The organism is Candidatus Accumulibacter sp. ACC007 (genome assembly GCF_907163205.1).
Lineage (GTDB): Bacteria > Pseudomonadota > Gammaproteobacteria > Burkholderiales > Rhodocyclaceae > Accumulibacter > Accumulibacter regalis.
Window position 1 is genome coordinate 338,780 of the sequence record NZ_CAJQUD010000001.1, and the last position, 18,102, is coordinate 356,881.

Genomic DNA, 18,102 nt, shown 5'->3' on the forward strand with positions numbered 1-18,102 from the left:
TTGAGAATAATTATTAGCCGCTGATTATATAGTTTGCGGGCAGGAGGCGACTTGACACGAGTCAAATTGAAAACAAGCCCGCACAACGCCAAGCGGGCTGGAGCGCGTCGCTTGCCGCCGGTGTCTGCCGGTCGGGAAGGCTGCCGGCGCGGCCGTTGGCGGCTTAGACGCCGGCGGCGAATCCTCTTTGCCGCCAGGCCTCGAAGACCATCACCGCGACCGCATTGGAGAGGTTGAGGCTGCGCTGTCCGTCGAGCATCGGCAGGCGCAGGCGCTGCTCGTCGGCAAACTCGGCCATCACCTCGGCCGGCAAGCCACTGGTTTCCTGGCCGAAGACGAAGACGTCGTCGGCGGCAAAAGCCGGGTCGTCGAAGCGCCGTCCGCCGCGGGTGGTGATCGCGAAGCGGCGCCGCCCGGCCAGCGCCTGCTTGCAGGCTTCCCAGTCGGGGTGCCGGAAAACGCGCGCGAACTCGTGATAATCGAGGCCGGCGCGTTTCAGCGAGCGGTCTTCCCAGCGAAAGCCGAGCGGCTCGACGAGGTGCAGTTCGCAGCCGGTGTTGGCGCACAGACGGATGACGTTGCCGGTATTCGGCGGAATTTCGGGCCGGAAGAGGACGACGGCAGTCACGGCGTCTTGGGCGCGTCGCGGCGCCGGTTTCTCCAGAAGTTGATCGACAGGTAGATCATGAAGCCGGTGAAGGTCAGGAAGCCGGCGAACATGAAATACAGCGAGTAGTCGGTGCGATAGCGCCCGGTCTGGGGGTCGTAGACCGAGCAGATGATGCGCACACGCTCCATGATCTCGCGCAGGGTCCCCATCTCGGGCGGGATGGCCGAACCGGTGATCAGCAGCTTGAGTGGTTCGGCGAGGTCTTCGGCGGTGAATTTCTCGCCATAGACCTGGCGGACGATCGTGCCTTCGGCGTTGACCATGGTCACCTGGTTGAGGTGGTCGAAGCCGGCCGCGGTGGCGACGAAGCGGAAGCCGAAATGAGCCGTCAGTGGGTCGACGATCGCCGTCGCCGGGCTGAGAAAATTCCAGTTGGGCAGGTCGATGCCGTACTGCCGGGAAAAGTCCTTCAGCGCCGCCGGTGAGTCGAAGGGCTGGTTGAAGCCGATGCTGATGACGTTGAAGCGGTCGGCGCCCATGACGCTGACCGTGTTCTCGAGCGCTTTCTGCAGGTTGCGGGTGGTCGTCGGGCAGACCTGGAAACAGGCGGTGTAGATGAAGTTGACCAGCAGCGGCTTGCCCAGATAACGCGACAACTCGACGGGTTTTCCGTCACGATCGAGAAGAACGAAGTCGCCCAGCGGTCGGCCGATGGCGGCTTGCGAGAAGGCGAAGGCGGCTTTCTCGTCGAGCGCGGTCAGCGTCAGGTCGCCGCGCAACACGCCCTGTGGGCGAGCGGTGAGCTTGGGCTTGTCGGCATCCGTTTCGGCGGCCATGAGCGAGGCGGCTGCAAGGTAGAGAAGCGCCGCAAGGAGGGCGTGAAAACAACGAGCAATCATCGGAACATGCCAGCGGTGGATCGGAACGCCAGGGCGTCCGAGCGTCAGGACGCGAATTGACTGTCCACGATGGCGGCCAGCAGCACCAGTGTCAACTGGATCAGGGAGGCATGGAAACAGACCATCGCCGTTTTGCGCTGGGTGTCGCGGGTCAGCAGCCAGGCTTTGTGGATGAACAGGAAGCCACCGGTGGCGGCGCCGACGAAGTAGACGACGCCGAGGCCGAAAGCCAGCGGTACGAAGGAGGCGGCAACCAGTGCCAGGGTACTGTAGAAGATCGTCTGCGCGGCCCGCCGGTCACCGACGACCACCGGCAGCATCGGTACGCCGGCGGCGGCGTAGTCATCGCGGAAGGCGATGGCCAGGCTCCAGAAGTGCGGCGGTGTCCACAGAAAGAGGACCAGCGCCAGCGCCAGCGGCACGGCGCCGAGGTGTGGATCGGCGGCTGTCGCGCCAGCAAGCACCGCCCAGCTGCCGGCCAGGCCGCCGAAGACGATGTTCAGCCAGGTGCGGCGCTTGAGCCAGACGGTATAGACGATGGCGTAGAAGAAGGCGCCGAGAAAAACGAAAAGCGCCGACCAGGCATTGAGCGCGATCCAGGCGGCGCCGACCGAGAGGACCATCAGCGTGCCGATCACCAGCAGCCAGAGCGGCCCGTGGCGCAGTTCGCCGGTGACGAAGGGGCGCTTGCTGGTGCGCGCCATGAGGTGGTCGCTATCGTGTTCGTAATACTGGTTGAAGGCGCCTGCGCTGGCCGATGAAACGAGTACCGAAAGGGTCAGTACCAGCAGTTGCAGCGGGCTCAGGCTGGGCCCGGCGCCGACCGCCAGGCCGGCCAGGGCGGTAAAGGTGATGACCACGCCGATACGCAATTTGAAGACGCCCAGAATGGCACGGAAGGGAAAGCCGGAAGTGCTGTTCGGTGGGAGCGTGGATTGCATGAGTCTCGGTGGCGCGGCGAAGGGAAGAGAAGAGGTCGGGATTTGGCGTGAAAATCGCCCCGAGGGGGCGGGCGTCGGACCTGCTTGAATCGGGCCTGGAGCTGTTCCCCAGGCCCGATTGAGGCAGGCCCCCACGCCATGGGCGTGGGGGAGCGCTCGATCAGCTGAGCAGCCAGACTTCGGACAGGTACTTCCAGTTGACGAAGTAGTAGAGCACGAAGGACACGAAGAGCAGCAAGGCCAGGACGACGGTACCGGGGACCGGGATGTGGTCGCTGCCGTGCGCGACGGCCGAGGCCGCTTGCGTGTTGCCCGGGATCGGGGTCGGCTTGTCGGAGACCTTTCCGCCGTCGAGTTTCTTGCCGAAGAGCAGCGAGCCGACGATGAGCAGGATCCACAGGCCACCACCGATGACGGCGATGACCCCGAAGATACCGGTCAGGCCCATCATCAGGTAGGCAGCACCCGGCCATTCATACTGGAACGGTGCGCCCGAGAAGGCCATGTCCCAGTGCCGGCGGGAGACGCCCAGCGTACCGGCGCCCATCATCACCAGGCCGAGAACGCCCATGCTGATGCCGTACAGGTAGGGCTGGATCTGGCACAGCTTGGGCAGGATCAGTTCGCGCCGGAAGAGCACCGGGACGAGCAGGAAGGTGATCGACATGAAGGCCAGTGTCGTGCCGCTGACCACCGTGGTATGGAAGTGGCCCGGGACGTAGAAGGTGTTGTGCATCAGCATGTTGATCTGCTCGGTGCCGAGGACGACACCGGAGATGCCGCCGAGGAAGCCGAAGCTGACCAGCGAGATGAACATGCCCGAGAACACCGGGTTACCCCACGGCGCCTTGCGCAGCCATTCGAACATGCCGTTGGTGAAACCTCTGCGCCGTTGCGCCGCTTCGATTGCGCCCGGGACCGTGAAGCCGTGGATCATCGACGCCATCACCGCGAAGTACATGAAGTACGAGGTGTTCAGCACTTTCCACTCGGCACTCATGCCCGGGTCGGACAGCAGGTGGTGCGCACTGGCCAGTTGCAGGAAGAGGATGTAGAGCAGGAAGGCAAAGCGCGAGACTTTCTCGGACAGCGGCTTGGCGTTGAAGAGCACGGCGGCGGTCAGGTACCAGACCGAGACGTGCGCGGCAACGTTGATCTGCTGCGACGAGTGCCCCAGGCCCCACCAGACCATGCGGTACAGCTGGGCGTCGATTTCCTTGATCCAGCCCATCGACCAGAAGAAGGTCGGGATCAGGATGCCGGCACCGGAAAGGATGGTGAAGGTGGCGATGATCGCCGCGGTCAGCGCGCCGAAGGTCACCAGTGGCAGCGAGCCCTCATAGGTCTTGTCCTTCTTGGCGACGACCAGCGTGCCGAAGAAGACGCAGGTACCGAGCAGCGCGCCAACAGCCACCAGGATGATGCCCAGGTAGAAGTGCGGCTGCGCCTGCATCGGAACGTAGGAGGTGAACATGACGCTCGATTCACCCTGGAAGATGGCGACGTTGGTGATGATGCCGCCGACGACCATCAGCCAGAAGCCGAGCCAGGCGATCTTCGGTGTCGCCAGTCGACAGCGGAGCAGCGTCGATGAGGCGAAGTAGAGAACGGCCATTTCGAAGAACAGGATCCACAGGATCAGCATGTCGATGCCGTGGGCGGTGAGAATCAGGTAGAACTGGTCGGCCGGCAGCAGCTTGATCGCCGGCCAGCGGGTAAGGATCACCAGCAGGGCGGTGATGCCGCCGACGAGCAGCCAGAGGACGCCGGCGACGGCGTTCCAGCGCATCAGTTTCTCGGCCTGGTCCTCAAACTGCATTCCCGAGATTGGACAGGTGCGGTACGTGGTTGCCATCTATTTACTCCCCCTTATTTCACGTAGATACGGCCGAGCATCCAGGAATGGCCGATGCCGCAGAATTCGTTGCAGACGATGGCATAGGTGCCCTTTTTGGTGGGTGTCATCTTCACCACGTGCTCGTAACCGGGGATTACCTGAATGTTGATGTTGACCGGTTGCAGCGAGAAGCCGTGGTTGTAGTCCATCGACGAGAGGTGAATCTTGTAGGTTTGACCTTCCTCGAGTTCGAGGATCGGGTACCAGGCCCAGAGGCGGGCGATCAGGTAGCCGTCGCCACCCGGCGGCACCCTGACCACCGGGATGTCCTGGTCGGTCTCGGTGCGGATGGTGTTCTCGGCGATGAACTTCTCGGCCTTGGCGGCGAACAGTTCGGGGGTGGTCTTGTAGGCCTCGTTGGACAGGTTCTGCTTACCGTATATGTGCCAGTAGATCATCATGCCGAACATGATCATCCCCCACACGAAGGCAATCGCTATCCACGCCCATTCGACCTTGTCGATGGGTTGCTTCCACCAGAGCCGATCTGACGGCGGCAGAATTGCACTCATATTTGTTTCTCCCTGAGGTGACTGGCTGGCTTACTTGGCGACCGGCGTGTTCATGATGTCGATGATGCCCCACAGGATGTAGAGCAGCCCCGGTGACGCCACACCGAGAAACAGGAGCAGGAAGTGGTTGTCGAGCAGCTTCTGCATGAACGGGATGTCGTCGTCTTTGTCGTCGACCATGGGTGAATCCTCCATCGCTGATTGGCGCTTGTGGCGCTTGGTAAGTTGCCGATAACGTAAAAATTTCTTGAGCTTTCCGGGCACAATTGGGCGAAGAATACCTGCACTTGCCCCGCCTTTGATTTGATTCACGTCAAGAACCCGGAAAGACGCCGACTGGCGGCAAAGCCAGCAATCATCTGCCTTCCAGGCATGGCGCTGCGACCGCCGGTCGCAGCGCCGGGAGCACTCAAGAGGGCCGGCAAAGAGCCTATAATTCGCGCTTCGCTTTCCTCTCTTTCCCCGGGTTTTCGGTATGGATAAAGTCGCTCGCCGGCATGTCGCGCTCTGGTTGTTCGTCTGCAGCGCCATGGTGTTTGCAATTCTGGTCGTCGGCGGCGTCACCCGCCTGACCCATTCCGGTCTGTCGATCGTCGAGTGGAAGCCGATCGTCGGTATCGTTCCGCCGCTCAATCAGGCCGAATGGGACGAGACTTTCGAGAAGTACAAGCAGACGCCCGAGTACCAGAAGGTCAACCACCGGATGGGGCTCGACGAGTTCAAGGGCATCTTTTTCTGGGAGTACTGGCACCGTGTTCTCGGGCGACTGATCGGCGTCGCCTTCCTCTTGCCTTTCGTCTATTTTTGCTGGCGACGAAGAATTGATCCGCCGCTGATGCCCAAGCTGCTGGGGATCTTCGTTCTCGGTGGCCTGCAGGGGGCGATGGGCTGGTACATGGTCAAGAGCGGCCTGATCGACGATCCGCGCGTCAGTCAGTATCGCCTGACGGCGCACCTGTCGCTGGCCTTCCTGATCTTCGTGGCCATGATGTGGCTGGCGCTCGGCCTGCTCGAGGAGCGCGTGCGCGTGACCGCGGATGCGACGCTGAAGGGTTTGCAGCGCTTCGCCTTCTGGCTGGCGATCCTGGTTGGCTACATGGTCGTCAGCGGTGGCCTGGTCGCCGGAATTCGGGCGGGCAAGGCCTACAACAGCTTTCCGCTGATGAACGGGCATTTCCTGCCGCCGGAAAGCTTCATCATCGATCCCTGGTATCTCAATTTCTTCAACAACATGGCGCTGGTGCAGTTCGATCACCGCCTGGGCGCATGGTTGCTGGCCTTTCTGGTCCCCTGGTTATGGTGGAAGATCAGGGCGGCGGCGGTTTCGCGCAGCGCTCGCCTGGCGGCAACCTTCGTGCTGGCAGCCGTCTTCGTGCAGATCGTACTGGGTATCTCGACCTTGCTGCTCGCCGTTCCGGTCGGTCTCGGCGCGGCACACCAGGGCGGGGCGATGGTCGTTCTCGGCCTGCTGCTGTGGTTGAATCACGAACTGCGCGTGCCGTCGGCGGTGGGCCGCAGCGTTTGATTGCCGGCCAGGGCTTGCGACTGCGGAAAATCCGTAACGCGGCCTGCCTACTGACCGCGCTGTCGCTGCTGGTGGTGCTGCTCAGCGCCTGGCTGCGGCTTGCAGCAGCAGGCCTTGGTTGTGCCGATTGGCCGGCCTGCTACGCGGCGATACTGGGCGGCGAGCCGCCGGCGCAGACTTTCGGCCCGCTGCGCCTGCTGCATCGCGCTGCGGCCTCGCTGGCGCTGCTCGTGGCTTGCCATCTGGCCTGGCTGTGCTGGCGCCGTCCGTCGCTGCCGGCGCCGGCACGTCCGGCAGGGGTGCTGCTCTTGCTGGTGCTGGCGCTGGCCATGCTCGGTTGGTGGAGTTCGGATCCGCGCCTGGTGGCAGTGACTTTCCTGAACATCCTCGGCGGTCTTGCCCTGGTCACCTGTTCGTGGCGAGTGGTGCTCGCGAGCAGTGCGGAAACGGCGTTTGCAGGGGAGCGATCTGCCCATTCTCCGCGGCCGCCGCGACTGGCGCTGCGTCTGGGCGCTGCCGCGCTGTCCCTGACGGTTGTCGTCGGCGCACTGATCGGCGCCCGTTACACCGTCCTGGCCTGCCCTTCGTTCCCCGACTGTGCAGGTGCCTGGTGGCCGACGGCGGCCGGCTGGGCGGCTGTGCAGCCATTGGCGACCCTGGCTGGCGTGCCGCCGGCGGGTGAGGCCGGGGGGCTGAGCCTGCATCTGCTGCATCGCTGGAGCGCGCTGTTTTCGCTGGTCGTGCTCGGCGGCGCTGCCTGGCAGGCGCTCGCCGACGCTGCGACGCGGAAGGCGGCCCTGGCGCTGCTGGTGCTCCTGGCCGCACAGCTGGCGCTCGGGGCGCTGACCGTGATCAGCGGCTTCAGTCTGTGGCTGGCGATCGCGCATGGCGTTTGTGCCGCTGCGCTGCTCGCCGCTCTGGCCAGCCTGCTGCGCCGCTGACCTGCCCGACGCGGGCAAACGCTCAGTGTTTGCCGTGCTCGCTGGCCGATGACCCGCTGGCGGTCAGGTCGCGCACTGCGGCCTGTACTTCGACGGCCTGCATGGTCTTGTCGGGGCCCTCGATGTGCAGCGTCAGCGGCACCGAATCACCCTTCTTCAGTGGCTGCTTCAGCTTCATCAGCATCACGTGGTAGCCGCCAGGGGCAAGCTGCACCGGCTGGCCGGCCGGCAGTTCAAGGCGTGCGACGGCGCGCATTTTCATGACCCCGCCGTCCATCTTCATTTCGTGGATTTCACTGATCGCGGCGGCCGGGCTGGTGGCGCCGACGAGCGCTGCGCCCGACTTGCTGGTGATTTCCAGGAAAGCGCCGGTCGCCTGCTGGCCGGTCACCGTTCCGCGCACCCAGGCGTCCCTGACCTCGACATCGGCGGCCAGCGCTGCCGTCGCGGCCAGGCTGAACAGGAGGGCCATCGCCAGTGGGGTTCGTGTCGCTTTCAAGCCGTACTCCTTCATGATCATCAAAAGCCGCTGATTATAAACGGCGGGCCCGCGTCGTCCGGTGCGACAAGATGCCGCAGACGCCGCACTCGCGGCACACGGCGCAGCACGGGCCGCGCGCCCGCCGGCGCAGGGGTCAGGGCTTCTGGCTCCAGTTGCCCTGGGCATCTTCGACCCACCAGCCGGAGTGAAACTGCGCTTTCCAGCGCTTGATCTGCGCCGCGCGAACGGCCGGCTCGAACTGCTGGCCGCCGTGGCCTTCGGCAATCGCGTAGATCAGCGAATTGCGGTCCGGGTTTTCCTGGTCGATGAGTTTTCCGGCGATCTGGCGTTGCGGCAGGTTGAGCCTGCTGTCGTCACGCATCTTGATCATGCCGTCGTTACCCAGGCCGATGATCCCGGGGTCGTAAAAATAGACCAGGCGCGAGCTGCGCTGCGCCAGGCTATGCTTGACGATGATCACCGGCGGGGTGCCGATATCGAGATTGATGTCCTCACTCGGCGGCGCTGCCGAAAGCGGCAGGGAAAGGAAGGCGAGGAGCAGTAGCGGGAGGAAGCGTTTCATATCGGGGTTCCTGAAGGATCATTGGCCAGCGAGCAGCAGCTTGATGTCGGCGGCGACGCTATCGGCGGGCTCCCCGTGGCGGACCAGAAGGCGTAACCGACCCTGCGGGTCAAAAACGTAGCTGCCGGTACTGTGGTCCATGGCGTAGGTGTCTGGCGCGCTGCCGGCCTGCTTGGCGTAGAAGACCTTGAACTCCTTGGCGGCGGCGGCAGTGGCGGCGTCGTCGCCACGCAGGCCGATGAAGCTCGGATCGAAGGCGGTGACGTAGCCGGACAGCAGTTGCGCGCTGTCCCGTTCCGGATCCAGGGTGACGAAAAGGACCTGCACGCGACTGGCGTCGTCGCCGAGGCGCTTGAGCACGTCACGCATGGCCAGCAGCGTCGTCGGGCAGACGTCGGGACACTGCGTGTAACCGAAGAAGAGGACGATCGCCTTGCCCTTGAAATCAGCCAGCTGGCGCGGCTTGCCGTTGTGGTCGGTCAGGCTCAGGGTCTTTCCCCAATCGACGCCGGTGATGTCGCTTGACTTGAAGGCAACCGGTTGAGAACACGCCGCGAGCAGCAGCGTGATGGACAGGATCAGCGTCGAAAGGATTTTCATGGTCGTCTTTGCTGGTTGCGAAAGTCTGCTGCACACAACGAGGAGGGCGGTATTCTCCGGGCTGCGCAGCCCGGGCGCCTTGATACAGGTTAACCATTGTCGGTCATTCTGCAGCGATCACCCAGGGATACCGGATATCTTCCGCCGGGCCGCGGAGCCGCCGGCACGGGCGGCCAGTGGCCTGGCTGATTGCGGCTTTGCCGACGACGATGGCCATGGGCCGGGCACGCGCAGTGGATAGCAAGGTCGGATAGCGAGGCAGGAGGGCTTGGCGTGAAAACGATTGGTCTGATCGGTGGCATGAGCTGGCAGTCGACGATTTCCTATTACCGTATCATCAACGAAACGGTGCAGGCGCGACTCGGCGGCCTGCATTCGGCGCGGCTGCTGCTCCACAGCGTCGATTTCCAGCCGCTGGAGGACCTCCAGCGCCGCGGTGACTGGAGCACGGCGGGCGAGCAGATGGCGCAAGCCGCGCGTTCGCTCGCCGCGGGCGGTGCCGAATTCCTGGTCTTGTGCACCAACACCATGCACCGCGTCGCGCCGGCGATCGAGGCTGCCGTCGCGCTGCCCTTGCTGCATATCGCCGATCCGACGGGCGACGAAATCGACGGCGCCGGTTTTTCCCGGGTCGGCCTGCTCGGCACGCGCTTCACGATGGAGCAGACCTTCTATCGCGAACGGCTGCAGCGCCGACGGGGGATCGAGGTCATTCTTCCTGACGCCGCCGACCGTGAAATCGTCCATCGGGTGATCTACGAGGAGCTTTGCGTCGGTCAGCTGCGTGCCTCGTCGCGTGCCGAGTACCGGCGCATCATCGGGGGGCTGGTGGCCAGCGGCGCGCAGGCAGTGGTCCTCGGGTGCACCGAAATCTCGCTGCTCATCACTGCCGGCGACGCCTCCGTTCCGCTTTTCGACACGACGCGAATCCATGCCCGGGCGGCAGCCGAACGCGCGCTGGCCGACAGATGACTCGGGGCGGCGCGGCCGGGCGCCGAGTCCATCCGTCGGCCAGCCGGGAGGCGCTCTTTTTTTTGTTTGCGAAAAGCGCTCGCGCCGGGATATAAAGTCGAAAAATCATTACTCTTGCCGAGGAGCGTTCCGTGCCCTATGACCTGCAGTCCAGCCTGAAGCTCCTGCCCGCCACCTTGGATGCCGTGCAGCGGCCGTCACTGCGCCCGCTGGCCATCGCGACCCTCGATCTGCCCGACGATGAGCGCGCCAGTGTGGACAAACTGGGCCTGGGCAGCGTTGATGGCTTGCTGGGTGCGGGGCGGGTGTTGGCAGTGCCGCGCTGGGGTGGCGTGGCGGCCATGGCCCAACTGGGAGACATGGCCGTCTGGTCGCGCCCCCTGGAGGACGTGCTGCCCGAGCCGGCCCTGGCCGCGCCGGCGCTTTTCGGCCAGAAGGAAGGCGAGTACGCGGACGCCGCCGAGGCCTACGCGGTCAACGCCGCACTGACCTTGGCCAGTTGCCTGCTGGGTGCGGCGAGCGGGGACTGGGACGAGCAGCGCAGCGACGCCAGCTTCCAGCTCGCCCTGGGTGTCGACCCGCTGCGCCAGGAGCTGCGCAAGGGCCTGCTGGGCCGGCTTGCCTATCCGATGCCCAGGCTGCCCAAGCTGGGTACGCCGGAGATGCCCTTGATTCCTTACCAGAAGCTGCTCGGCAACACTTGCCTGGTCGGGGTGTACAAAGCCATGCACCAGCTCGGCGCGGCACTGAGCAGTGCGCCGCGCGAAGCGGGCGGGGCGGTGATCGAGCGCCTGTCGCCAGCGCGTGGCTGCCCGGGTACGCGTGTCGAAATCCACGGTCACGGTTTTGGCCAGCCGCAGCCGGCGGGTCGTTCGCTGGTGTTCCCCAGCAGCTCCGGCAACGTCGTGGTGAGCGTGCCGGCCAGCGACTGGAGCGATACGCTGATTCGCGCCACCGCCCCGGCGCAGGTCGGTGTCGGGGCGGTGGGTTTTGTCGACGGCAATGCCGAGGCCGGTGAACTGGTGGGGCCGGCAGCGCAGGCTTTTGCGGGAGAGGTCACCCACTGCCTGGGGCCCAAGGCGGCGGCAGGCATGCAAGACCTGATGCAGGCCCTGGATTCGTTCCACAGCGCGGCCATCACGCCGACGCAGGGCAACTGGTTTCGCGGTGGCAAGCCGTACGTGGTGGCGTTTACGGGCAACCAGAGCAATCCCGTGCTGCTGCGTCCAAGCAGCGAGCTGGTGCTGGACTGGCATGTGGTCAACGCCGACACGGTGAGCATCCGCAAGGCGGGTCCGCGGCAACTGCCGACGGTGCCGGGAACGCTTGCCGAACAGGGGGCGCACCGTTTTGCCCCCTTGCGCGGCACCGGGGCGTGGAACGGACGCTACATCCTTACCGCCAGCAACCCCTGTGGCAGCGTCAGCGCCGAGCTGGCCGTCGAGATGCGCAGCCGCAGCGCCTGGGCACTGGGCGGCGGCGGCGCCAAAGGCGCTTTCGAGGTCGGCGCCATGCGCTGCCTGGTGGACGCCTACGGGCTGCGCCCGGACATCGTCAGCGGTGCCTCGGTGGGCGCGCTCAACGCCGCCAAGATCGCCGAGGGTGCCAACGGACTGGCCGAGCTCGAAGCCTTGTGGGCCAGCCTGCGCACGCCGGCCGACTTCTTCTCTCTGAGCGGGCCCTTGCGCAGCCTGCTGCGCAACCTCGGCAGCGAAGGCCTGCGGCTGCTCGACAACGTCAACCTGGAGCGCATGCTGGCCTGGCATCCGACGCCGTCACCCACGGCGCAAACCCTGGACATGGTCGCCTCGGCCTTCAATGGGGTGGCGTCGCAGCTGGGCAACATGGGCGGTGCGGGGGTGGTGTTTACCGTCAGCAACATCATCAACGAAGCCTTGCGTATCGGCTTGACCGTGGGCAAGATCATCCAGGCCACCCAGGCCTTGGTGAACAGTCGCTCGCTGCTCCTCCTCGACCCGGTGCTGGGCAAGCTGCAGGCCTCGGTCAAGCCGGCTCGGATTGCCAGCTCGGGAATCAAGCTGCGCGTCGCCGTCACCAGCCTGGACACCGGGGCGACCGAATACGTCACCGAAACCGGTGCCTTTGCCAGCGGCCGCGCGTACAACGACCTGATCAGCGCCCTGCAGGCATCGGCGTCGATCCCGGTGGCCTTTGCGCCGGTGCGCCTTGGCGACGGCGCGCACTACAGCGATGGGGGTGTGACCGAGAACATCCCCATCGAGGCCGCGCTCCAGGCCGGTGCCGACGAAGTGATCGCCATCCTTGCCAGTCCAAGGCCGGCGGTGGAGAACTTCGACCGGGCGGTGCTGAAGGATATCGGCGCGCGCAGCTTCGAGTTGTTGTTCGACTCCGGCGAACGGCGCCAGCTCGCACCCTATGCAGGCTGGGGTGTGCCGGTGCGCGTGATCGAGCCGCTGATCGAGGTGTGCAGCACCTTCCAGATCGAGGCGGGCCTGGTGCAGATAAACCGCGACTATGGTTACCTGCGCGCCTACGAAGAGCTGCAGGAAGACGCTTCCCTGCGCCGCTATCTGCGCGACAACAGCAGCCAGTGGGTGCGCTCGCGGCTGATCAGCTGGCGCCAGTCGTTCCTCGCCAACGGCGCCTGCCCACCCGACGTGGGCCTGGTTGAAATCCAGTTTGCCGCCAGCCCGGAGGCTCTCGAGTTGGTGCGTATCGAGTTGCAGCGGCAACGCGAGCTGATGGCCCAGCGCCTGCAGCTGTGCCAGAATCGGCGCCAGTGCCTGCCGCCGGGAATCGAAAGGGGCTGGCAGGCCTGGGGCCCCTGCGACTACCTGCCGCGCAACCTCAACCCCTGGGCCGAGATGGTCAGTTCGGTGGTCCGCCAGGTGGCCGCGGCGACACCGCCGGCGGCGCTTTGAGGCGCCGGCGGCCGTTGACTCAGGGCGTGCTGGCCGCGCCCTGCTTGCGGTAGATCGCCGGCGCGACAAAGGGCGCGCTGGCGCCGAAGATGGGCACGTTGCCGCCCTGCAGGCGAACAGCCAGGGCCGCGAAAGTCTGCAGGTAGGCGTCCAGGGTGTGCGGGCCGTACAGGGTGGACGCGCCTTCGTAGTGCTGGGCGCCGTACTCCTCCCTGGTCGCCACGTAGCCGGAGTAGCCGTTGCTGTAGTTGGACACCGCGACGTGGCTAAGCTTGCCGGCGAAGGCCTGGTGCAGTCGCTGCTTGAGCCGTCGCCCGGACGTGGCGGTGAACTCCGCCGGCACCGCGGCCACGGCCAGACTGCCGATGCGCAGTAATTGCAGGGGCACCACGTTGGGGACCATCGGGCAGTCCACGCTGGTCCACGCGCCGCCCGCCTCGGGACGCGAGCGCAGCTTGCTCAGCCCGACCGGAAACATCACCGGCTTGTCGCCGTGACCGGTCACGAAGGCGGCGTCCAGGCTGTCCGGCATGGGCATCTCCCATTCGGTCACCTTGCCCGGCACGACCGGGCGTTGCGCGTTGGCCTCTCCGGGCAGCAGCAGCGGGGCCAGACTGGCAAAGAAATAGGAGCGTGCCAGAGGCATCCCCGGCATCAGGGCGATGGCCTGCAGCAGAACGCTGAGTGCCGGTCCCGCCGGCACGATTGCCGACGAGAGCGCCAGCGCCAGCGCCGGGGCCTGCGTGCCGAGCAGGAACAGCCCCGTGCTCCAGGCCTGGATGCCGCCGGTCGTGAACTCGGCGCGGGTCATGCCTTCGATGATCGCCGCGTCGATGTCCAGCGGGCCGACCGTGGCGTAGGCAATGCTGTCGGCGGTGCTGCCCGCGCCGAAGGAAACGCCCAGTGCTGCCGCCCAGGTGCGCTCGCCGGGCAGCCCGATGATCGGTATGCCGCGGGCCATGTCGAGGAACACGCTGGTGCAGGCAAGCGGGCCGGTGAGTTCGGTCGTCGCCTTGTCGAACAGTTCGATGGCGTGCTGGGACTGGCGATCGCCGAGCAGGCGCATGCGCTCCTGGTCGCGTATCCAGGCGTCGGGCGCGCGCAACAGAGGCGGGAACACGGCACCGTCCGGTGGGTCATTGCCGAGCATTGGCGGCAGCACGTCGAGCAGCACCAACTCGCCGCCCAGCGGTTTGAACGAGGTTTCGTTGCCCTGCGCGTCGAGTTCCAGGTTGCCCGACACGTCGCCAGCGCAGCCGTTGCCGAAGGCGGCGACGAAGCTGCCGCCACGCCAGTCGGTCCGGTTCTGGATGTCGGCTTCGAAGGCCAGCTCGGCGTGCCCCTTGCTGTCCCCCGAGATTCGCCGGTTGAACTGGCCCAGGCTGGTGGGATGGACGGCATGCCAGTTGAGTGCCCCTATGGGCCGCTGCCGGCCACGGTTGTTCTCGTCAACGACGAACTTCAGGAGCAGCATCTCGCGGTCGGTCCACTGCTCGGGTCCGGCGCCCGCGGCGTACTCGGGGTTGCGCTGGTAGGCGGCAAACGAGCGGTTGGCGCCGACGTCGGGCAGTTCGGCGGCGTTGATGTAGATGCGCCCGGGTGCGGTGACCGTCAGCGCATGCGTCACCGCATCGCTGATGCCGTCGACGATGGTCTCGAAGACCCCCTGCTCGAAGCCGCCGACCGTGAGGTTATAGAGCAGGTATTCCGAATAGCCACCCGGTCCGGCGTGGGTGTGCGTGCCGGCGATCAGGAGGTTGTCCATGCTCACTACCGGGTCGTTGGCCGGCCGGTTGAAACGTTCGTTGATGCGCCGGATCACTTCGCGCTTGACGATCTGGGTGCACGTCCAGATGTCGGCCACCACCATGATCAGGCGCTGCCGATTCGGAGCGGCACTGTTTTCCTCGACCACGAAGGCGCGTGCGAACTGCTCGCTGAGCACGTCACCGGATGTCGTCTGGCGCTTGTAGGCGAAGCCGGCCATGCCCAGGCCCTTGCGGCGATCGGTGACGCTCGCCCGGGCGCAGCCGACGCGGTAGTCGCTGAAGCCGCTCTGCAGTCTGACCGTGGCCTGCGCCGGCTGTGCCGTGCAGCCGTTGTCGTTGCTGGCCAGCAGCACGTACTCGGCCTCCCAGCGCCGGGTGCATGGCACCGGCAGCACGATACGCCCGTGCGGGGCCAGCAGCGCGCCGACAGGCGGTAACTGGTGCTCGTTTTCCGAGCCGGCCACGTCGCGCGCAAAAATCTCCACGCGCTGGGCATTGAAAGTGGACCACTCGAGAGTGACGCTTCCGCGCGGGTGGACGTTGCCAAGCTCGACAACGACGAAGCCGTTGATGATCGCTGCTCCGGCGCTCAGCAGGTTCAGCCTGTCGCGCTGCAGCACGGCACAGGGCAGCGGCCGGTGGCGACCGGCCTCGGCGCGGTTGGCCAGGTCCACCACCTGCTGAGCGAATTGCAGCGCATAGGCGTCGCCCGCCTGCTTGGCCATGACACTCTGGAACATGCCCGCCGCCGTGGCCAGGCTGCCGCCGGTGCACGGACCACCACTGGCGAAGGGGGGTGGCAGTGAAAAGAATCCCACTGCACCACCGACCACGTCCGCCGGCAGAGGCAAGACGAGGGTGCCTGCGTCGCGCCAGCGTCGGGGGTCGAAGAAGTCCGCATCGATTTGCCGCAGGCTGACATGGGTGCAGCCGTTGCGCGTGGGCAACGAGACGACGATGTCGGCCACCTGGTCGATGGCGGGCGGCTGCAGCCCGAAGCGCTCGTAGGTGATATGCAGCTTGCCACCGGCACAGGGCGGATCGGCCTTCAGCCGGGTCACTCGAGCGAAGGGAAGCACATGGTCAACCCAGTCACGCTCCATTTGCGCGGCGTAGCCGCACTCGGCGAAGGTGCGTACCAGCTCGCGCAGCGTCCCCTCACGGACCAGCCGGTCGATGTCGGGAAGTCCCGCCAGGCCGGGGCGGTCGAGCCCCGGTGCGGGCGGCAAACCCGGTGCCTTGCGGTCGAGCAGAGGCTTGCGCAGGGCGATCGATGCCGCATCCGCACCGAAGGCCAGATGCAGGAGTGCTTGCGGCGCCTTGCCGGCGGGTGGTGTGCCGGCGCCAAGCAGGGCCTTCACGCCCAGGGTCAGCACCTGCAGCCCATCCTGCACGGCCAGGTGGGCGGCTTTCAGGTTCAGCGACGCGGGCTCGACCAGGGGCGCGGCGTCATTGTCGAGCAGCGCTTCGGGGACTTTCATCATCCACTCCAGCGCCGTCTTGGCCCCCTGCTGTTGCTCGGCCAGCGGGGCCAGGGCATTACCGGACAGCCGCAGGCTGCGGCCGAAAGCGCCGAGTTCGCTCAGCTGCGCCTTGCTATCGGCGAGGGCGAGCTGCGCGCGGTGGTCGGCCATGAAGGCGTTGACGGCCAGTTTCAGATCGGTGGGCATGACGGGGGTGGGCATGGGTCGTCTCCGCGCGAGTGGGGAACGAAAAGCGTCTGGCCGAAGGGGTAACGCAAGGTTTGCGAATCGACGGCGCGTGCCCAATGGCAGGCGGGCAGCTCGATCTTGACAGATCGTGCACGGACTGCAATGGGTCGTCGCCTGTGACGCGATTCCTGACCCTGCGCGAGCCGCTTTCTGGCCGTCGGCGTGCTGCCGTTTTGACAAGCGTTGGCCCGGCCTTACAATGCCCTCGGCACCGCTTATCGTGTCGCTTCAATCGCGCGACCTTTGCCGCCACCACTTCGCCTCGCACTTCTCGATCACCAGCGCAGCGCTCGAGCAAGTCGATTCGTCGCCTCTGGCGCGTAAGGCAGGCGGCAGGGTCCGCGCAGTTCACCCATCAAGCATCCAAGGAGACAAGGACGTGGCAAAACTGACTGAAATCGAAGGAATTGGCGAGGCCTACGCGGCCAAGCTTGCCGAGGCGGGAGTCGCTTCGCTGGAGAGCCTGTTGACGACATGCTGCCAAAAAAGCGGGCGCAAGGAAACTGCGGAGAAAACGGGGATCAGCGAAAAACTCCTGCTCGGCTGGGCCAATCGCGCCGACCTGTCGAGAATCAAGGGCGTCAGCACCCAGTATGCCGACCTTCTCGAATGCGCCGGCGTCGATACGGTTCCCGAGCTCGCGCAGCGCAACGCGGCAAACCTGCACGCGAAAATGGCTGAGCTGAACGAGGAAAAGAAGCTCGTTCGCCAGGTGCCAGGCCTGGCGCAGGTTGAGGACTGGGTGGGGCAGGCCAAGGACTTGCCGCGCGTCATCACGCATTAGGCTGGCCATGAGCCCCGCGGCAGGCGAGCAGGGTTCGCTGTCGCCTGCCGCCTGATCGCCGGCCAGGGTCGTTCACCGGGCGTCCCCGGCCGCCGAGCAAGGCGCTGGGACCAAATGCCGCAGCCGGATAGGGGCGCGTCGGCATAGAATGTCGCCCTTCACATCACCTTTCAGTTCACGCTGAAAGCCGACCGGCTTGAGCGACATCCCGCGCCCGACGCATCCCCCTTCCGCGTACTTTGAACTGCCGCCAGAACGGCGGCCGTCCGCCTGGCGTCTGGCTGTGTTCGTCGTCGTCGTGCTGGGCGTACACCTGGCCGGGCTGTTTGTCGCTTTTGGCGTGGTCAGCCGGCAGACGCCTGCAGCGGCCTTGCCGGCACTGAGCGTTCGCGTGCTGGAACTTCGCCCGCCGCCGCGGGTTGCCGAGCCGATCAGGATCGCGGCCCCGGCAGAAAACGTGCAACCGCCAGTGGCGGCCACTGCGCCGAAGGCTGCCAAACCGGCAAGAAAACCCGCTCGGCCGAAGCCGGCACCGGTTCTGGCGGCGCCGGCAAAAAGAATCTCGCCGCCGCTGCTCACGGCGGCCGCGACGGCGCCGGCGACGACTTCTGTCGCCGCCGCGCCGCAAGCGCCGTCGCCAGGAGTGGAATCTGCACCGGCGCCGGCACCGGCGTCGGTTGCAGCGGTGGTCGGCGCTCGTTTCGACGCCGACTATCTGCGCAATCCGCATCCGCTCTATCCGGCGGCGTCGCGCCGCCTGGGCGAGGAGGGGCACGTCGTTCTGCGCGTCACCGTCAGCGCCGAGGGCCTGCCGGTGAGCGTCGAGATCAAACAGGCGAGCGGATTTCGGCGCCTGGACGAGGCGGCCAGGGCCGCCGTCGAACGCTGGCGATTCGTTCCCGCCCGCCATGGGAGTGCGGCAATCGAGTCGTCGGTGCTGGTACCGTTACAATTCAATCTGCACGATTAGGAC

General features: G+C 65.9%; 16 protein-coding genes. 6 read left to right on the plus strand and 10 right to left on the minus strand.

The window, feature by feature from the left end:
* Nucleotides 1-163: 163 nt before the first annotated feature.
* The 6 genes from QZ634_RS01410 to QZ634_RS01435 all read right to left on the minus strand — a co-directional run bounded on the left by QZ634_RS01410 (nt 164) and on the right by QZ634_RS01435 (nt 5,039).
* Nucleotides 164-628, minus strand: coding sequence for a tRNA (cytidine(34)-2'-O)-methyltransferase (locus QZ634_RS01410; protein ID WP_291984915.1), 465 nt, complete (start codon nt 626-628; stop codon nt 164-166).
* Nucleotides 625-1,446, minus strand: coding sequence for an SCO family protein (locus tag QZ634_RS01415; protein WP_291984917.1), 822 nt, complete (start codon nt 1,444-1,446; stop codon nt 625-627). Before QZ634_RS01415 ends, QZ634_RS01410 begins: the two co-directional genes overlap by 4 nt.
* A 107-nt stretch (nt 1,447-1,553) precedes the next feature.
* A complete protein-coding gene (gene cyoE, locus QZ634_RS01420) occupies nt 1,554-2,450 on the minus strand; it encodes a heme o synthase (RefSeq protein ID WP_291984920.1) in 897 nt (298 codons plus the stop codon).
* Nucleotides 2,451-2,610: 160 nt separating this feature from the next.
* A complete protein-coding gene (locus tag QZ634_RS01425) occupies nt 2,611-4,305 on the minus strand; it encodes a cbb3-type cytochrome c oxidase subunit I (protein WP_291984921.1) in 1,695 nt (564 codons plus the stop codon).
* Nucleotides 4,306-4,319: 14 nt separating this feature from the next.
* Nucleotides 4,320-4,859, minus strand: coding sequence for a cytochrome c oxidase subunit II (locus tag QZ634_RS01430; protein ID WP_043564523.1), 540 nt, complete (start codon nt 4,857-4,859; stop codon nt 4,320-4,322).
* Nucleotides 4,860-4,889: 30 nt separating this feature from the next.
* The gene (locus QZ634_RS01435) at nt 4,890-5,039 is read right to left on the minus strand and encodes a hypothetical protein (RefSeq protein WP_291864094.1); all 150 of its coding nucleotides are present in this window, start codon (nt 5,037-5,039) and stop codon (nt 4,890-4,892) included.
* Nucleotides 5,040-5,334: 295 nt separating this feature from the next.
* Here QZ634_RS01435 and QZ634_RS01440 point away from each other — a divergent pair, with 295 nt between their 5' ends.
* Nucleotides 5,335-6,384: a COX15/CtaA family protein gene (locus QZ634_RS01440; protein WP_291984924.1), complete on the plus strand. Its 1,050-nt coding sequence runs from the start codon at nt 5,335-5,337 to the stop codon at nt 6,382-6,384.
* A gap of 14 nt (nt 6,385-6,398) precedes the next feature.
* The gene (locus tag QZ634_RS01445; RefSeq protein ID WP_291984926.1) at nt 6,399-7,325 is read left to right on the plus strand and encodes a COX15/CtaA family protein; all 927 of its coding nucleotides are present in this window, start codon (nt 6,399-6,401) and stop codon (nt 7,323-7,325) included.
* 22 nt (nt 7,326-7,347) lie between these two features.
* Here QZ634_RS01445 and QZ634_RS01450 read toward each other — a convergent pair whose 3' ends face one another.
* The 3 genes from QZ634_RS01450 to QZ634_RS01460 all read right to left on the minus strand — a co-directional run bounded on the left by QZ634_RS01450 (nt 7,348) and on the right by QZ634_RS01460 (nt 8,989).
* On the minus strand, nt 7,348-7,797 hold the full coding sequence (locus tag QZ634_RS01450; protein ID WP_291987937.1) for a copper chaperone PCu(A)C: 450 nt from the start codon (nt 7,795-7,797) through the stop codon (nt 7,348-7,350).
* Between the two features lie 163 nt (nt 7,798-7,960).
* Complete coding sequence (locus QZ634_RS01455) at nt 7,961-8,389, minus strand: DUF1318 domain-containing protein (protein WP_291984928.1); 429 nt, start codon at nt 8,387-8,389, stop codon at nt 7,961-7,963.
* A gap of 18 nt (nt 8,390-8,407) precedes the next feature.
* Nucleotides 8,408-8,989, minus strand: a complete 582-nt coding sequence (locus QZ634_RS01460; RefSeq protein WP_291984930.1) for an SCO family protein — start codon at nt 8,987-8,989, stop codon at nt 8,408-8,410.
* A gap of 273 nt (nt 8,990-9,262) precedes the next feature.
* On the opposite strand from QZ634_RS01460, the gene QZ634_RS01465 reads away from it, so the two are divergent.
* A complete protein-coding gene (locus QZ634_RS01465) occupies nt 9,263-9,961 on the plus strand; it encodes an aspartate/glutamate racemase family protein (protein WP_291984932.1) in 699 nt (232 codons plus the stop codon).
* A gap of 131 nt (nt 9,962-10,092) precedes the next feature.
* On the plus strand, nt 10,093-12,864 hold the full coding sequence (locus QZ634_RS01470; RefSeq protein ID WP_291984934.1) for a patatin-like phospholipase family protein: 2,772 nt from the start codon (nt 10,093-10,095) through the stop codon (nt 12,862-12,864).
* A gap of 19 nt (nt 12,865-12,883) precedes the next feature.
* On the opposite strand, the gene QZ634_RS01475 is transcribed toward QZ634_RS01470, so the two are convergent.
* Nucleotides 12,884-16,318 (minus strand): neutral/alkaline non-lysosomal ceramidase N-terminal domain-containing protein, encoded by a 3,435-nt coding sequence (locus QZ634_RS01475; protein ID WP_291984936.1) that lies wholly within the window; start codon nt 16,316-16,318, stop codon nt 12,884-12,886.
* 406 nt (nt 16,319-16,724) lie between these two features.
* Here QZ634_RS01475 and QZ634_RS01480 point away from each other — a divergent pair, with 406 nt between their 5' ends.
* Together QZ634_RS01480 and QZ634_RS01485 are read left to right on the plus strand one after the other, a co-directional pair.
* A complete protein-coding gene (locus QZ634_RS01480) occupies nt 16,725-17,129 on the plus strand; it encodes a DUF4332 domain-containing protein (protein ID WP_291984938.1) in 405 nt (134 codons plus the stop codon).
* 196 nt (nt 17,130-17,325) lie between these two features.
* Nucleotides 17,326-18,099: an energy transducer TonB gene (locus QZ634_RS01485; protein ID WP_291984940.1), complete on the plus strand. Its 774-nt coding sequence runs from the start codon at nt 17,326-17,328 to the stop codon at nt 18,097-18,099.
* Nucleotides 18,100-18,102: the final 3 nt, after the last annotated feature.

What these genes read in the sequence shown, in the direction of transcription:
- QZ634_RS01435 (WP_291864094.1), bottom strand. Translation starts at nt 5,039, where the DNA reads ATGGTCGACGACAAAGACGACGACATCCCGTTCATGCAGAAGCTGCTC.
- cyoE (WP_291984920.1), bottom strand. Translation starts at nt 2,450, where the DNA reads ATGCAATCCACGCTCCCACCGAACAGCACTTCCGGCTTTCCCTTCCGT.
- QZ634_RS01475 (WP_291984936.1), bottom strand. Translation starts at nt 16,318, where the DNA reads ATGCCCACCCCCGTCATGCCCACCGATCTGAAACTGGCCGTCAACGCC.
- QZ634_RS01450 (WP_291987937.1), bottom strand. Translation starts at nt 7,797, where the DNA reads ATGGCCCTCCTGTTCAGCCTGGCCGCGACGGCAGCGCTGGCCGCCGAT.
- QZ634_RS01425 (WP_291984921.1), bottom strand. Translation starts at nt 4,305, where the DNA reads ATGGCAACCACGTACCGCACCTGTCCAATCTCGGGAATGCAGTTTGAG.
- QZ634_RS01430 (WP_043564523.1), bottom strand. Translation starts at nt 4,859, where the DNA reads ATGAGTGCAATTCTGCCGCCGTCAGATCGGCTCTGGTGGAAGCAACCC.
- QZ634_RS01455 (WP_291984928.1), bottom strand. Translation starts at nt 8,389, where the DNA reads ATGAAACGCTTCCTCCCGCTACTGCTCCTCGCCTTCCTTTCCCTGCCG.
- QZ634_RS01415 (WP_291984917.1), bottom strand. Translation starts at nt 1,446, where the DNA reads ATGGCCGCCGAAACGGATGCCGACAAGCCCAAGCTCACCGCTCGCCCA.
- QZ634_RS01460 (WP_291984930.1), bottom strand. Translation starts at nt 8,989, where the DNA reads ATGAAAATCCTTTCGACGCTGATCCTGTCCATCACGCTGCTGCTCGCG.
- QZ634_RS01440 (WP_291984924.1), top strand. Translation starts at nt 5,335, where the DNA reads ATGGATAAAGTCGCTCGCCGGCATGTCGCGCTCTGGTTGTTCGTCTGC.